Annotated in this window: 14 protein-coding genes; 7 read left to right on the top strand and 7 right to left on the bottom strand. The window is 63.6% G+C overall.

The annotated features are described in order from the left end of the window. Positions 1-95 precede the first annotated feature (95 nt). Positions 96-548: a GatB/YqeY domain-containing protein gene (locus AC1DQQ_RS07245; protein WP_478044716.1), complete on the top strand. Its 453-nt coding sequence runs from the start codon at positions 96-98 to the stop codon at positions 546-548. A gap of 369 nt (positions 549-917) precedes the next feature. Here the strand turns inward: AC1DQQ_RS07245 and AC1DQQ_RS07240 are convergent, their stop codons facing one another. Genes AC1DQQ_RS07240 through AC1DQQ_RS07230 form a run of 3 tightly spaced genes read right to left on the bottom strand, consistent with a single transcriptional unit; the run spans position 918 to position 2,279 of the window. Next, positions 918-1,544 (bottom strand): ATP-dependent Clp protease proteolytic subunit, encoded by a 627-nt coding sequence (locus AC1DQQ_RS07240; RefSeq protein ID WP_478041708.1) that lies wholly within the window; start codon positions 1,542-1,544, stop codon positions 918-920. 46 nt (positions 1,545-1,590) lie between these two features. Then, positions 1,591-1,950, bottom strand: a complete 360-nt coding sequence (locus AC1DQQ_RS07235; RefSeq protein WP_478041709.1) for an SRPBCC family protein — start codon at positions 1,948-1,950, stop codon at positions 1,591-1,593. Beyond that, positions 1,947-2,279 carry an ArsR/SmtB family transcription factor gene (locus AC1DQQ_RS07230; RefSeq protein ID WP_478044715.1) on the bottom strand — a complete coding sequence of 111 codons (333 nt, stop codon included), beginning with the start codon at positions 2,277-2,279 and terminating at the stop codon, positions 1,947-1,949. The genes AC1DQQ_RS07235 and AC1DQQ_RS07230 overlap by 4 nt, the downstream gene beginning before the upstream one ends. Positions 2,280-2,368: 89 nt before the next feature. Between AC1DQQ_RS07230 and dnaG the strand changes: the two genes are divergently transcribed. Both dnaG and rpoD read left to right on the top strand, forming a co-directional pair. Further along, on the top strand, positions 2,369-4,216 hold the full coding sequence (gene dnaG / locus AC1DQQ_RS07225; RefSeq protein WP_478029205.1) for a DNA primase: 1,848 nt from the start codon (positions 2,369-2,371) through the stop codon (positions 4,214-4,216). A 34-nt stretch (positions 4,217-4,250) separates the two neighbouring features. Beyond that, on the top strand, positions 4,251-6,284 hold the full coding sequence (rpoD, locus tag AC1DQQ_RS07220) for an RNA polymerase sigma factor RpoD (RefSeq protein WP_478029206.1): 2,034 nt from the start codon (positions 4,251-4,253) through the stop codon (positions 6,282-6,284). Positions 6,285-6,577: 293 nt separating this feature from the next. Here the strand turns inward: rpoD and AC1DQQ_RS07215 are convergent, their stop codons facing one another. From AC1DQQ_RS07215 to AC1DQQ_RS07200, 4 genes are all read right to left on the bottom strand, one after another. After that, the gene (locus tag AC1DQQ_RS07215; protein WP_478041712.1) at positions 6,578-7,462 is read right to left on the bottom strand and encodes an AraC family transcriptional regulator; all 885 of its coding nucleotides are present in this window, start codon (positions 7,460-7,462) and stop codon (positions 6,578-6,580) included. A gap of 126 nt (positions 7,463-7,588) precedes the next feature. Beyond that, positions 7,589-8,944, bottom strand: a complete 1,356-nt coding sequence (locus AC1DQQ_RS07210; RefSeq protein ID WP_478044714.1) for a DUF3443 family protein — start codon at positions 8,942-8,944, stop codon at positions 7,589-7,591. Then, positions 8,941-9,420 (bottom strand): DUF2844 domain-containing protein, encoded by a 480-nt coding sequence (locus AC1DQQ_RS07205; protein WP_478044713.1) that lies wholly within the window; start codon positions 9,418-9,420, stop codon positions 8,941-8,943. The genes AC1DQQ_RS07210 and AC1DQQ_RS07205 overlap by 4 nt, the downstream gene beginning before the upstream one ends. 154 nt (positions 9,421-9,574) lie before the next feature. Further along, on the bottom strand, positions 9,575-11,269 hold the full coding sequence (locus AC1DQQ_RS07200) for a M28 family peptidase (protein WP_478044712.1): 1,695 nt from the start codon (positions 11,267-11,269) through the stop codon (positions 9,575-9,577). A gap of 214 nt (positions 11,270-11,483) precedes the next feature. On the opposite strand from AC1DQQ_RS07200, the gene AC1DQQ_RS07195 reads away from it, so the two are divergent. From AC1DQQ_RS07195 to AC1DQQ_RS07180, 4 genes are all read left to right on the top strand, one after another. Then, the gene (locus AC1DQQ_RS07195; RefSeq protein ID WP_478044711.1) at positions 11,484-12,149 is read left to right on the top strand and encodes a DUF6975 family protein; all 666 of its coding nucleotides are present in this window, start codon (positions 11,484-11,486) and stop codon (positions 12,147-12,149) included. A 67-nt stretch (positions 12,150-12,216) separates the two neighbouring features. Further along, a complete protein-coding gene (locus AC1DQQ_RS07190; RefSeq protein ID WP_478029529.1) occupies positions 12,217-13,074 on the top strand; it encodes an AAA family ATPase in 858 nt (285 codons plus the stop codon). Between the two features lie 189 nt (positions 13,075-13,263). After that, positions 13,264-14,139 (top strand): DUF817 domain-containing protein, encoded by an 876-nt coding sequence (locus tag AC1DQQ_RS07185; RefSeq protein WP_478041715.1) that lies wholly within the window; start codon positions 13,264-13,266, stop codon positions 14,137-14,139. 50 nt (positions 14,140-14,189) lie between these two features. Continuing rightward, a complete protein-coding gene (locus AC1DQQ_RS07180) occupies positions 14,190-14,759 on the top strand; it encodes a CHAP domain-containing protein (RefSeq protein ID WP_478041716.1) in 570 nt (189 codons plus the stop codon). Positions 14,760-14,774: the final 15 nt, after the last annotated feature.

Below are 14,774 nucleotides of genomic sequence, written 5' to 3'. Positions count from 1 at the left end.
CACTCCGTTTGGTTTGGGCAGCGATGTCGCTAAGGCCCGGCAGCTAGACCCCCCACCCCCTCGCGTCAACCGGCTCGCGTCGCTATGTGGGCTCCATGATAAGAGATGACATCAAAACAGCGCTGATCACCGCCATGAAAAGCGGCGACAAGCAGGGCACAGCGGCGATCCGCCTGATCCAGAGCGCGATCAAGAACCGCGACATCGAGGAACGCGTCAAGGCGCAACCGACCGAGGACGACACGCTCGTCACCGAAGTGCTGCAAAAAATGGTCAAGCAGCGCCGCGAATCGATCGAAATGTATGTGAAGGGCAACCGCCAGGAACTCGCCGACGTCGAGCAGAGCGAGATCGACATGATCGAGCGGTTTCTGCCCGCGCAGATGAGCGAAGCGGAGACCAGTGCGGCGATCGAGTCGATCAAGGCCGAGCTTGGCGCGTCGGGCATGAAGGACATGGGGCGCGTGATGGCGGAGCTAAAGGCTCGGCATGCGCAGAATTTGGATATGTCCAAGGCGAGCGGGCTGGTGAAGGCGGCGTTGTCCTAAGCCGGATCGACAAACCGCAACCCGGTTCGTCATGCCGGGCTTGTCCCGGCATCCACCCGGGCAGTTGAGCCCAGATTGAGAACCCAATAAGCCGTCGTTCTTGAAGCGATCCATTTCCAAAATTCGTCATCCCAGCGAAAGCTGGGATCTCAAGCGGCATCGCGTCACCGCCAGAGACCAACATCGGGTCGGATCGTCCCCCGGACGATCCTTGAGCATGCGGGGCATGCTCAACCCAATGTTCTTTCGCTGGGGTGACGGGAGGGTGCGCTGGGGTGACACTTGAATGCGAAGTGCTCAGGACTCGACTGTCGAACGCTGAATGGCGATCCGTCCTGGAACGCCCAATCTGGAGACAGTCCCCGCAATTCAGACACCTCCATCGCCCCCCATCGTACCCGCCTCCCGTTCGGTCAGGATGCGGTCGATCAGGCCCCATTGCATCGCTTCTTCCGCCGTCATGAAGCGATCTCGGTCCATCGCGGCCTCGAACTCCTCATAGGTCCGACCGCAATGCTCGGCATAGAGCCGGGTCATGCGCTGCTTGGTGCGAAAGATTTCCTCGGCGTGGATCAGCATGTCCGACGCCTGTCCCTGGAAGCCGCCCGACGGCTGGTGGATGAGGATACTGGCATTGGGCAAGGCGGCGCGTTCGCCGGGTTCGCCGGCCATCAGCAGAAACGAGCCCATCGATCGCGCCGTCCCCATGCAGAGCGTGTGAACCGGTGCGCGGATATATTGCATGGTATCGTACATCGCGAGGCCGCTGGTCACCACGCCGCCGGGTGAATTGATGTAGAGCTGGATCGGCTTCCGGGGGTTTTCGGCCTCCAGGAACAGCAATTGCGCGCAGACGAGCGCGGCCACGGCGTCGTTCACTTCCCCGTTGAGGAAGATGATCCGCTCGCGCAGCAGGCGTGAATAGATATCGAACGAGCGTTCGCCGCGACTGGATTGCTCGATGACCATGGGGACGAGTTGCATCGCTTCGCGCATCGGCGAACTCCTAAATGCTGGAATTTTTTGCTGGCGGGCCGAGGCGTCAGGCGGCGAGCATCATCAAAGGGCCGTTATTGTTCGCCGCCGGCACCTTGCGTGGCGCCAACCGCGCATCCGTCAGGCCGTGAACCACCCTGAGGATCGAGCCGCCGTCCGTGCCGGGCCTGACGTGGAAGGTGACAATGCTTTCGAGGAACGGCGGTTCGCCGTCGCGAATCGCATAGCGGATTTCCTCGCCAGGGGCGGTGGAGACCGGATCGGCATCGGCCAGATCCTCCTCGGGCAGCCATTTGTCCCGAAAGCCGGGGATACTGATCGCTCGCCAGACCTTTTCGGGCGGAGCATCGAGTTCGTATTCGAACACCAGAATCTCGGCCTGCTTTTCGGGCTCGGTACCGCTCATTGATCCATGTCCTTCAGCAAGATCTTCAACGCATCGATCCGCGCGGGCCAATAAGCGCGGTATTTGGTCAACCATGTAGCGATCAGCGCCAGCCCCTCCGGGTCGACCTCATAGTTCACGAAACGCCCCTGCCGCTCTTCGCGAACGAGCCGTGCGGTACGCAGCACGGCAAGGTGCTGGGACATTGCCGGCTGGCTGATCTTCATGCCGTCCCGCAAGGCGCTGGCGTTCATGCTGCCGCTCGCCAGCTTCTCGAAGATCGCGCGGCGGGTAGGGTCGGCCAGAGCCTTGAACAGCTCATTCTCAATCATGTCGACAGATAAGCGCATACTTATCTGATTGGCAATGCCGAAATCGAGATTTCGCCGCAGTTGCCAAACCCCACGGCTATGCGCCAATAGCGTGATATAATGCGCGGGTGAGTCTTACCCCCGCCTTTCTCGACGAACTCCGCGCGCGAACCCTGCTGTCCGCGCTGGTCGGAAAGACCGTCAAGCTCACCAAGGCGGGTCGCGAGTTCAAGGGCTGCTGCCCGTTCCACAGCGAAAAGACGCCGAGCTTCTACGTCAACGACGACAAGAGCTTCTATCACTGCTTCGGCTGCTCGGCGCATGGCGATGCGATCCGCTGGATGACCGAACAGCAGGGGCTGCCGTTCATCGATGCCGTCAAGGAACTCGCCCAGGCCGCCGGCATGGAAATGCCCGCGCAGGACCGCCAGTCGGTCGAACGCGCCGAGCGCGCCAAGGGCCTGCACGACCTGATGGCCGACGCCGCGCAATTCTTCACCGACCAATTGAACGGCATCGCCGGTGCGGAAGCGCGGTCGGTATTGGAGAAGCGCGGCATCAAGGCGGAGACCGCGCGCACCTTCGGCATGGGCTATTCGCCCGATTCGCGGGGCAAGCTGCGCGAGGAACTCAAAGGCTATGGCGACCCCGCGCTGATCGAATCGGGTATGTTGATCAAGGTCGACGACAAGGAGCCGTACGATCGTTTCCGCGGGCGATTGATGATCCCGATCCGCGACGCGCGCGGGCGCGTGATCGCGTTCGGCGGGCGCGTGATTGGCCAGGGCGAGCCCAAATATCTCAATTCCCCCGACACGCCGCTCTTCGACAAGGGCCGCACGCTCTACAATCTCGACCGCGCCGCACCCGCCAGCCGCAAGTCCGGCCGGATCATCGTGGTCGAGGGCTATATGGACGTGATCGCGCTCGCCCAGGCCGGGTTCGGCGAAGCGGTGGCGCCGCTCGGCACCGCGCTGACCGAGCACCAGTTGGAGCGGCTGTGGCGGCTGGCTGACGTGCCGATCCTCTGCTTCGACGGCGATTCGGCCGGGCAGAAGGCCGCGATCCGCGCGGCGTTGCGCGCCCTGCCCGGCCTCGCCCCCGGACGCAGCCTGCGATTCGTGACCTTGCCCGAGGGACAGGATCCGGACGACCTGGTCCGCGCTCGCGGTCCCGCGGCGTTCGAGGCGTTGCTGGAAAAACCCGAGTCGCTGGTCGACCGATTGTGGGCGCACGAACATGCCGCCGAGCCGCTCGACACGCCCGAACAACGCGCAGGGCTCAAGCGCCGGCTGATGACTCATGCCGAGACGATCGCCGATCCCGACGTGCGCCACGAATATCAGGCCGAATTCCGCCGCCGCATCGATGACCTGTTCGCCCGCCCGCAACGCGATTTCACCCCGCGCCAGTTCACGCCACGCAAGCCAGGCACCAAATGGGTGCCTCCCTTGCCCCCGGCCACATCCCAGGCCAAGGCGGTGCGTGCCGCCGGGATCGACCGGCTGCTGGCCAAGGCCGTACTCGCGGGATTGATCCGCCATCCCACGGAAATCGCTCGCCATATGGAAGTGCTCGGCAGCCTGAAACTGGCCGACGGCGCACTTGGACGATTGTTCGAAGCCGTGGTCGATCTGGCGCTCGAGGACCGAGCGCTTGATAGCCAGCGCCTGATCACCATATTGGGCTCATCAGGACTTGGTCAGATAACCACAGATCTGCTGAGAGCCGATGCCACTCCCTATTCGTTTACCCAGGATGGTGCAGAGCCCGAACGGGCCAGCGCCGATCTTGACGAGGCGATAGCGATCATGGTGGCGCGGCCCGAAGTCGATGCGGCGCTGGCGCAGGCGACATCCGAACTGGAAATTTCCGCGTCGGATGAAGCTTTCCAACGGCAAATGGAACTGTTGCGCGAGCAACGAGCTTTGGAACTGCGGCTTGCAAATCTGATACAAGCGAACAATGACGCGTAAAATTACGCATCGAGCGTAAAACCGAGGGCATTTGATGGTGAAGACGACTATGGCGGAAGCGGCAGAACCGGCTGAGACGGGCGACGCTCCGCTGATCGATCTCAACGATGCGGAAATCAAGAAGCTGGTCGCCCGCGCGAAAAAGCGCGGGTACATAACCGTCGACCAGCTCAACGAGATGTTGCCGCAGGACCAGATGTCCTCCGAGCAGATCGAGGACGTGATGTCCGCGCTCAACGAAATGGGCGTCAACGTCGTCGAGAATGACGAGGGCGGCGAGGACGGCGAGGATCAGAAGGACGAGGACGAAGATATCGATCCGGTCGATTCGTCCGAGGAAAACGCCCCCGCGCTCGAGACCAAGAAAAAGGAAACGATCGACCGCACCGATGACCCGGTGCGGATGTACCTGCGCGAGATGGGCGCGGTCGAATTGCTCAGCCGTGAGGGTGAGATCGCAATCGCCAAGCGGATCGAGGCCGGCCGCGACACGATGATTCTCGGCCTGTGCGAATCGCCGATCACGTTCAACGCGATCATCGACTGGTCGACCGCGCTCAACGAAGGCACGATGCAGTTGCGCGAGATCCTCGATCTCGACGCGATGCTGTCCAAGGGCCCGTCGGCCGAGCAGGTCGAAAGCGCCGAGGACGACGATTCGGGCGAGATCAGCGAGAAGACCGCCGGCGCCAGCTTCAAGGAAGAGGAAGAGCCCGAGGAGGTCCAGGCGGCCGACGAGGACGAGGACGACATGACCGAGCGTCGTGCGCCGCGCATCTCGGACGACGAGGAAGAGGACAACACGCTCAGCCTCGCCCAGATGGAAGAACAGCTCAAGCCATTGGCGCTCGAGCGGTTCGCCAACATCACCTCGATCTACAAGAAATTCTCCAAGATGCAGGGGCAGCGCCTCGACGCGATGGGCGCCGGTGGCGAACTGTCGGCAGCCGAGGAGCGCAAGTACCAGAAGCTGCGCGAGGACCTCACCGCCGAAGTCGAGAGCGTCCAGTTCCACCAGGCGAAGATCGAATATCTGGTCGACCAGCTCTACAGCTTCAACCGGCGCCTGACTGCGCTGGGCGGGCAGATGCTGCGTCTGGCCGAGCGCCACAAGGTCGCCCGCGCCGATTTTCTCAATCGCTATCAGGGTCACGAGCTCGACGATTCGTGGCTGACGACGGTGGGCAGCCTCGACAAGAAGTGGACCGCCTTCGCTACGAACGAGGTCGGCGCGGTCGATCGCATCCGCGGCGAGATTTCGGAAATCTCGCAGCAGACCGGCATGGCGCTTCCCGAGTTCCGCCGCATCGTCAACATGGTGCAAAAGGGCGAGCGCGAGGCGCGGATCGCGAAGAAGGAGATGGTCGAGGCCAATCTCCGCCTCGTGATCTCGATCGCCAAGAAATACACCAACCGCGGGCTGCAATTCCTGGATTTGATCCAGGAAGGCAATATCGGTCTGATGAAGGCGGTCGATAAGTTCGAATATCGCCGTGGTTACAAATTCTCGACCTATGCGACCTGGTGGATCCGCCAGGCGATCACCCGCTCGATCGCCGACCAGGCGCGGACCATCCGCATCCCGGTCCATATGATCGAGACGATCAACAAGCTGGTGCGGACCAGCCGCCAGTTCCTCCACGAGCAGGGCCGCGAGCCGACGCCCGAGGAAATGGCCGAGCGCCTGTCGATGCCGCTCGAAAAGGTCCGCAAGGTGATGAAGATCGCCAAGGAACCGATCAGCCTCGAGACGCCGATCGGCGACGAAGAGGATTCGCATTTGGGCGATTTCATCGAGGACAAGAATGCGGTCATCCCGGTCGATGCCGCGATCCAGGCCAACCTCAAGGAAACGGTGACCCGCGTGCTCGCATCGCTCACCCCGCGCGAGGAACGCGTGCTGCGCATGCGCTTCGGCATCGGGATGAACACCGACCACACGCTCGAGGAAGTCGGCCAGCAGTTCAGCGTGACCCGCGAACGTATCCGCCAGATCGAGGCGAAGGCGCTGCGCAAGCTCAAGCACCCGAGCCGGTCGCGCAAGATGCGGAGTTTCTTGGACCAGTAAGTTCAAGCACCGAACGAAAAAGAGGCCGCGACGGGAAACCGCCGCGGCCTTTTTATTGGCCGTTATCGCTCAAAACCCCTCTCCCGCTCGCGGGAGAGGGAGGGGCCCGCCGCTGAAGGCGGCGGGAGGGTGAGGGTCTTCTTTCTTCTTCTGTCCCGGCACCCGCGCCTCGAAGAAGAAAGAAGACCCTCACCCAACCTGCACCGGGTGAACAGCGCCCCGCGCTGTTCAGGTCATGCCGGGGGCATGACCGACCCGGTACACCCGAAAGCGGGAGAAGGCTATGAGCCCCACTATTTCAACGGCAGGAACAGCTCCGCGACCGCGTCGTGGACCGGCTCGTCCGGAGAAAAGGTAAGATACCGCCGGCAATAGATCGGAAAGTCCCGCACGTCCTCGCCACTCGCCGGCAACCAATCGCGATAAAGGAACAGCGCGGCGGGCTCCATATTGTTCGTGGCGCCGACGACGCGCAGCACCGCGCAACGTCCGCCGGGGATCACACCGGCCTTCATCCCCTCATCATTCGGCGCGATCGGCTGGTCGGTTCCGACACACAGATCCATGCTGTAATCGGCCGCGACCGCGGGCGTTCGCTCGGACCGGAAGACGTTGATGGTCGGGCTGGTCGCGGGCGACAGGCCGGCGGCTTTACGCCAGGCGATGAACCGCTGGATGGTGTCGCCCAGCGTCGCCCGGTCGCCCCGGTGCTCCATGATCGCCACCGGCATCGGCGGCACATCGCGGATCGTCACGTCGTCATGGGTAAAACTATGTTGCATGAGCTTGCTCCTCGCATTGTCGAGAGGCCCGAAGGCCGCAAGCCACGGCTCCCAATCGGGAGATTTCCGGAACGACGATGGCGATTGCCCGAACCGTTGCCGAAAGGCGCGGGCAAAGGCGTCGGGCGCGTCATAGCCGGCGTCCATCGCGATGTCCGTGACGCTGTCCGCACTGCAATGGGCGAGTTGGTGCGATGCACGCTTCATCCGGGCAAGCTGGACATAGCGATGCAGGGACAGTTCGAACGTCGCCATGAACTGACGGTGGAAATGGAATTTCGAGAAAGCCGCGACGCGGCTCACCGTTTCCAGATCGAGATCCCCGTCGAGATGCTGGTCGATATAGTCCAGCACGCGCTGCATCCGGTCCTGATAATTCTGAAGCGCCGCCTTCATCGTCCTTCCTCCGTGGCGGCACCAGCTAGTCGCTCATGGCTCTCGCTTGCTCGACCGATCTTGCGGTTCGGGATGGATCGATCGCAAGTGCGTAACGCGCCCGGGGCGCTCGCGATCACGCCCGCTTCAAAACGCCACGTATGGTCCGCCAACGCCTCCGGCGGGCCGGCCCTCGATCGCCGTATAGACCGTTCGTCCAAAGAAGAACGGCACGCCGAAATCGAAGCTGTTGGCGAACGGGAGCGGCGGTTTGACCAGCGTCGGATTGACGCCGAGCCCCGGGGCGACGGTCGATGACCCGGACACGTTCAGCGGGCTGTACAGCTCGAACGCCCCACTCGCGGTCACGCCGTTGGTCGCGGTCAGCAAAGGCGACAGCGGCGTCGGCATCGGCGGACAGTAAAAGGCGATCAGGCCAGCGTCGGTGCAGGGGTTCAGGCTGGTGTCGATGAAATAATAATCGTTGCTGCCGCTGTCGACGAAGCTCTGAGTCAGCTTCTTGCCATTATAGGTTGCGGCGAGCGTCCCCGGCCCCAGCTGGCTCGTCGAGGTAGTCAACGGCAACACATTGGCCGCGCTCAAGCTGTTATCGGCCTGCGTTCCGATGCCGAAGGTCACAGTGCCGGTCAGCGAGGTCGCGCCGGACTGCGCCACCGCCGGCAGCGATATGATCGTTCCGTTATTGTCGGAGGCGAAAGCCGCGACCGGATTGGGCAATTGCTGGAACGGCGCGGCAGCGTTCGCCGCGCGCGCGATCACGCTGCTGCAGCCACTGCTTGGGCAACCATAATAGATCGCGCCCGACGAGCCGCCATTGACCGTGCAAAAGCTGCCGCAATCGGTGGTGGTCGTACCGACGCCGATAATCCCGTTGGCGCCGAAATCCTGCACCGTCTGGATCGCGGTGCCGCCACCCGAGGAGCAGCTCGAGGGCACGCTGGCGAAGGTCCCGCTGTCGCCGATCGCCTGAAACGGCATGTTGGCGACCTTCTCCCCCGCGATCGAGAAATCGGCCGTTCGCACCGAGCCGAAGGCATAGGAATTCACGTACTGATAGCATTCGCCGACCGGATTGCTCGACGCGTCGGTTTCGGTCGGCAGCGCGGCGAGCAGGCCCGAGTTGAGCACGGGCTTGATGATACGCAAGCCGACCGAGCCGGTGTCGAGGATGACATGGTCGATCGTCTGGCAATTGATCGTCGAGCCCGGTGCACAGATGGTGACCGAGACATAGGGCTCGTTGAACGCGGTATAGGCGCCGGCGCCAGTATTGAGCGCGGCCGGACCCGCATCCAGCGTGACCGTGGCGGTGTTGGCCGTGGGAGTCGGTGTCGGCGTGGGAGTCGGCGTTGGTGTGGGTGACGGCGTGGGGCTCGGCGTCGGCGCGGCGGCGATGGGCGTCGAGGATCCGGTGCCTCCCCCGCCGCACCCGACGAGCGCCAATGCGATCATCAGCCCGCCGAGATGTTTGCGGACCTTCACGGTTGTGTCGCCAGATCGTCGATTGAGAAGCCGGCCGGCGCCAGCGAGGGCACGAACGCCACTCCGTGGAACCAGCCCATATGGCCGCCGGCCTGGATCTGCAGATCGCGCTGCGCGACCTGCGGAGGACGGCGCAGCGAGTGCATTTGTCGCGCCGTCGCGACGCTATTAGACTGGAAGGTCGAGAAATACGGTCCGAACAGAGTCTTGAGATCGGGCTTGCCCGGGCCGGACCAGGTCACCGCGAAGACCGTTCCGGCGGCATTGGTGAACTCGCGCACCGAACCGCCATTCGGACGCGTCATTTCATGGCGCGTGTAGCGACCCATAGCGACCGACTTCATGCTGACGGCCATTCGCCCGCGATCCTCGGTGACGCTGGAAATCGCGCCCCCGAGCTTCGCCGATGCAGCGGTGGAGAGAAACAGGCAGCTTGCCGCGAGGCCGAGGGCACCAACGCGATGGATCAGAGACACGGTCGAACAACCCTCCAAACGCAACATCGCTGCGCACGTTGATCTCGCCGCGAACGATCGGCAGCGTATTCCTCGCCGGTGGCGAGTCAACGTCCATTTGGGTGGCGAATCTCGGCCGCCGCCCAAGCCAGGAGGCTGTTGTTTTCTGCCGGTCTTATGTCTTCACGTCGCTGTACACCGCGACGCTTGGCGCCACCGGGTCGAGCAGTATCCATAGAGCGATCCCGGTCGCAACGACCAGCAATGCCGCCACCATCGTCAGCGCGCGTCGCGGTTCGGGCATCAGCGGCAAGAGCAACACCGCGCTGATCGCTAGCGGAATCGCGGCAACCATCGGCATGCCAGGACCCACCGCCTGCAGCAGGAAGAATCCGAACCCGAGCATATAGCCGACACCCAGCGTCGCCGCGACGATCGTCGCAGCGATGCCAACGCTCCTTCCAGCGTAACGATCGATCGCCAGCGCCATCCCGCCAAGCATCAAGGGCATCGCGAAGGGGTAGGATGCCGTGGGCGCCAACGCCTGCATGACGACGCCGAGCGCCAGCAACGGAATCGCCGCCCCGGCGATGCTCCCCACCCCCGACGGAAGCCAATGGCGGATTGTCAGGAATGTGGCGAGACAGACGAGCAAGGCCTGAACCTGAAGCCGGGGAATCGCCGCGAGCCTGTCGTAATAATGGTTGTTTGCGCCGAACCCGATCGACACCATGTTGACGAGATACAACCACGCCATCGCGATAACGATCAGCGCGAGCAGCATACCCGTCCCCTTGGCGACCTCTCCGATCGTCGCACGCCGCCACGCTGCCGCGCCATAACCCAGCCCGCCGATCCCCAGGAACACCCAGCCCAGCGCCGCCGGATAGCTGACGAAGAACAGGCCGTAAGCGTCGAAGAACGTGCGGTCGGCCGCCCTGCCCGGCAGCACCGGCGCATCGGCCAGCGCGCGCGTCAAATCGAGCGTCTGGCGTCCCATGTCCTGCAACGCACCCTGGTCAAGCGCGTCGGGAGTTGCCAGCGGCGAATGATAGAGACCCGCGCGGCCGATGAACGCGAAATTGAATCCCGGATAGCCGAGTTTCTTGGCCACGGTCAGGTCGGTCGAATTGGGCAGTTTCTTGTAGATGAACACGCTGAGCGACGTCGCCACCGGCCGGCGCACAGCCTGTCCGAACAGGTCCATCATCGCGCCATTGTCGCTGCCCGTCTCGAACATCGATGCGCGCCCGCCGCCTCCGCGCGTCTCGAGATTGACGATCACGCCGACATGCGCGCGGCGCGAATCGGTGGCGAAGAACGCTTTCGCGCCTTCCAGCCCGAGTTCCTCGCCGTCGGTCAGCAGCACCATCACGTCTCGGCGCGGCTGGCCGCCCGCCTTGATCGCACGAATCGTCTCCAGCACCGATGCCACGCCCGCGCCGTCATCGGCAGCGGCGGGCGATCCCCAGACGCTGTCGTGATGGGCCATCAACAGGACCGCGGGTTGCGCGCGATCGCGACCGGGCAGGATCGCGATGATATTGGTAAGCGGCGGCGCGGGCGCGACTGCCTTGCTCCAACCATCGAGGCGCTTTTTGGCCGCGGTGCTCATCGTGCCGGTGGCGGTGGCGACTTCCAGGCCCATGCCTTTGAGACGTGCGACCAAATAGGCACGGACTTGCGCGTCCTCGGCGCTGCCAGTCGGATGCGGCGCGCGGCCGATCACGCGAACGTCCGTCATTGCCCGAATCGCCGAGAAAAGTGTGGTGGGCGCATCGGCGGGCACCGGCCTCGGCGGCGTTGTCGCCACGATCGCCAGGATCACCGCACCGGCCAGCGCGATCACCGCCGCCCACCATCTCGTCATGGCGTTCCTCCCCCGTCTCGATGCAATTGCTACAGGCGACCGGCGGGACCGGCAAGAATGCGCGCCGGCAAAGGGGCTGCCAAGGGGCTGCGCCGAAGTGCCCCGCTCCTGCGGCGGTTGCGACATACTTAAGGGCACATAAACCGCGTCTTTACGTGGTTCGGTATATCCCTCTGCCCCAAGAGTGCGCGGAGCCACATTGCATTGGGGAACCATGTCAGTCGAAACACTATCATTTGATCGTCGCGGTGGCGGGTGGAGCGTGCTCGCCGCGCTCGCCGATGCCGACGGCAGCGCGCGCCACCCGTTCATTCGCGCCATATGTGCGCCGGGTGCCGCGACGCGCGACCTCGCTGACGCGATCCACTTGCTGTGCGCATTGCACGGGCGCCATCCCGGGGTAATCGATCATGCGGTCGGCCATGGGCACAGCCAGACGGCCCAGCCGTGGCTGGAAGCCGCGGCCGAATCATTCGCCGACGAACGCGCCTTGCTCGCGCGCCTGACCGCCGCGGCCGGACCGATCCCCTCCACGCCGGGCCAGGCCGAATCGGAAGCCGCCGTCAATGCGCAGCGCCACGCGCTCGACATGCTGGCGCAGTCCGACCGCGCCGGGTGCGCGGTAGGCGCCTCGATCGCCCTGGTGCTCGACTGGCACGCGGTGCGCGCGCTGATGAGTGCCGCCGCCGATCGCGCGGGGTTCGCGCCGCTGCCGTCCAACCTGCCGATCGATGCCGAGACGCAGACGATCGCGGTGACATTGGCCTCCGAAGCGCCGGTCGAGCGCGCGATGAGCTTTGGCGCCCWACAGCTGCTCGCCCAGCATCGCGCACTTTGGGATCTGGCCGAAGCCCGCAAGAGCGCGCGCGACCGGAGCTGAGCTTGCGTTTTCCCTTTGGGCAGTTCTAAGCAAACCCGAGTTTCGAAAAAATTCGGGGACAGCAATGATTCGCTTCGAAGGCACCCAGAGCTATGTCGCGACCGATGACCTGAAGGTCGCGGTCAATGCCGCGGTGACCCTTCGCCGTCCGCTACTGGTCAAGGGCGAGCCCGGTACCGGCAAGACCGTTCTGGCCTATGAGATCGCCAAGGCGGTCAACGCGCCGCTGATCGAGTGGAACGTCAAATCGACCACCAAGGCGCAGCAGGGCTTGTACGAATATGACGCAGTCGCCCGCCTGCGCGACGGCCAGTTGGGCGACGAGCGCGTCCACGACATCTCCAACTATATCCGCAAGGGCAAATTGTGGGAGGCGTTCACAGCGCCCGAGGTCCCCGTCCTGCTGATCGACGAGATCGACAAGGCCGATATCGAATTCCCCAACGACCTGCTCCAGGAACTCGATCGCATGGAATTCCATGTCTACGAGACCAAGGAGACGGTGCGCGCGGCCGAGCGGCCGATCGTCGTCATCACCTCGAACAACGAGAAGGAATTGCCCGACGCATTCCTGCGCCGCTGCTTTTTCCATTATATCAAATTCCCCGACCGCGACACGATGCAGGCGATCGTCGACGTCCACTTCCCCGGCATCCAGAAGATCCTGGTGTCGAAAGCGATGGACATTTTCTACGACGTCCGCGACGTCCCCGGCCTCAAGAAGAAGCCGTCGACCAGCGAATTGCTCGATTGGCTGAAGCTGCTGCTCCACGAGGACATGCCGCTCGACGTGCTGCAGAATCGCGACCCGACCAAGGCGATCCCCCCGCTCCATGGCGCATTGCTCAAGAACGAACAGGACGTGATGCTGTTCGAACGGCTGGCGTTCATGGCTAAACGCCAGCAAGGCGGCACCCCGCGCTGATTGCGGCAGCAGATGGCGGCCCGCCTACCGCTCTGAACGACAAGCGCCTCAGATCAAATACCGTCACCCCAGCGCAAGCTGGGGTCTCAAGCCTCTTGAGATGAGCATCTGGTCGGATCGTCCCCCGGACGATCCTTAAGCATGCGGGGCATGCTTAACCTGATGCTCTTTCGCTGGCATGACGGGTAGATGAGCGATCATCCCTTGCAGCCCGGCGCCACCCGCTTCGCCCGCGTCCGCGCCAAGCTCGAGGCGGCGCAGCCGAGCAGCGGGTGGAAGTCGTGGGTCTACGAATTCCTGCTGTTCGGCTTCAAGCAAGGCTGGGCGTGTCTGTTCGGCGCGCTGATGCTCGTGCTGCTGCTCGGCGCGCACCTCTTCTACCCCGATGACGCGCCACTCGCTCGTAACGACTTCGTGACCTTGACGGCGATCGCGATCCAAATCGGCATGCTCGCCTTCCGGCTGGAGAATTGGGAAGAGGCTAGGGTTATCCTGGCGTTCCACGTCACCGGTACGATCATGGAGCAGTTTAAGACACAGGCCGGCTCGTGGAATTATCCGGCCGGCGGCGTGCTCCATATCGGGCTGGTCCCGCTCTATTCCGGATTCATGTACGCCGCGGTGGGCAGCTATATCGCGCGCATCTGGCGCATCTTCGGGATTCATTTCGATCATTGGCCGTCCCGGCGCGCGCTGATCGCGCTTGCCGTCGCGATCTACGTCAATTTCTTCTCCCATCACTGGCTTCCCGATATCCGCTGGCTCTTGTTTGCGATCATCGCGCTGATGTTCTGGCGCTCGCGCTTCTATTTCACGCCGTTCCGCCGCGAACGCTGGATGCCGGTGCTGCTCGGCTTCTTTCTGGTCGCCCTGTTCATCTGGTTTGCCGAGAATCTGGCTACCTTCGCCCATGCCTGGTCCTACCCCAACCAGCGTCACGGCTGGGCGATGGTGAGCCCCGCCAAGCTCGGTTCCTGGTATCTGCTGATGATCATCTCGGTCGTGATGGTGTCGCTGATCCATCACGACGATCGCGAAATGAATTTACGGTCACCAGCTAATTAACCCCGTCCGCCAACCATCCGGTCAGTCCACACTCCCTATGGCAGGCGGGCATGAGGAGATATCCCCCCCATCTCCGCGTGCTGGCGGCTGCTCTTTCCCTGTTGGCGGGAATAGCCGCCCCAGCGCGCGCCGGAACATTGCTCGACTATGTCGGGCAGTGCGTGCCGTTCGCACGAGCGGCGTCCGGCATCCAGATCTATGGCGACGCCTGGACCTGGTGGGATCAAGCCGAGGGTCGATATCGCCGCGGCCAGACCCCGCGCGCTGGAGCGGTCGTCGTCTTCCGCAAGACCGCGCGGCTGCCGCTCGGCCATGTCGCGGTGATCAGCCGGGTGGTCGACAGCCGGGTGGCGATGGTCACCCACGCCAATTGGTCGCGGATGAACGGCGAGCGCGGCCATGCCGAGCAGGACGTCACGCTGACCGATGTCAGCCCCGACAATGACTGGAGTGAAGTGCGCGTCTGGTATCGCGACGCCGAAGGGCTCGGATCGACCACTTTCCCACTTTACGGCTTCATCTATCCCTTGGCGCTGGACGGCCATAAGGCGAAGCCCGCGCCCGAATTGACCGGCCGCGATCCGGATTATGTCGGCGCGCTGATCGACGCCTATCGCTGAAACCTGGTCACGGCC

It is taken from the genome of Sphingomonas sp. P4_G3 (genome assembly GCF_056401105.1).
This window is presented reverse-complemented; position numbering and strand designations above follow the sequence as displayed.

What these genes read in the sequence shown, in the direction of transcription:
- AC1DQQ_RS07245 (WP_478044716.1), top strand. Translation starts at nt 96, where the DNA reads ATGATAAGAGATGACATCAAAACAGCGCTGATCACCGCCATGAAAAGC.
- AC1DQQ_RS07240 (WP_478041708.1), bottom strand. Translation starts at nt 1,544, where the DNA reads ATGCGCGAAGCGATGCAACTCGTCCCCATGGTCATCGAGCAATCCAGT.
- AC1DQQ_RS07235 (WP_478041709.1), bottom strand. Translation starts at nt 1,950, where the DNA reads ATGAGCGGTACCGAGCCCGAAAAGCAGGCCGAGATTCTGGTGTTCGAA.
- AC1DQQ_RS07230 (WP_478044715.1), bottom strand. Translation starts at nt 2,279, where the DNA reads ATGCGCTTATCTGTCGACATGATTGAGAATGAGCTGTTCAAGGCTCTG.
- rpoD (WP_478029206.1), top strand. Translation starts at nt 4,251, where the DNA reads ATGGTGAAGACGACTATGGCGGAAGCGGCAGAACCGGCTGAGACGGGC.
- AC1DQQ_RS07215 (WP_478041712.1), bottom strand. Translation starts at nt 7,462, where the DNA reads ATGAAGGCGGCGCTTCAGAATTATCAGGACCGGATGCAGCGCGTGCTG.
- AC1DQQ_RS07200 (WP_478044712.1), bottom strand. Translation starts at nt 11,269, where the DNA reads ATGACGAGATGGTGGGCGGCGGTGATCGCGCTGGCCGGTGCGGTGATC.
- AC1DQQ_RS07185 (WP_478041715.1), top strand. Translation starts at nt 13,264, where the DNA reads ATGAGCGATCATCCCTTGCAGCCCGGCGCCACCCGCTTCGCCCGCGTC.
- AC1DQQ_RS07180 (WP_478041716.1), top strand. Translation starts at nt 14,190, where the DNA reads ATGAGGAGATATCCCCCCCATCTCCGCGTGCTGGCGGCTGCTCTTTCC.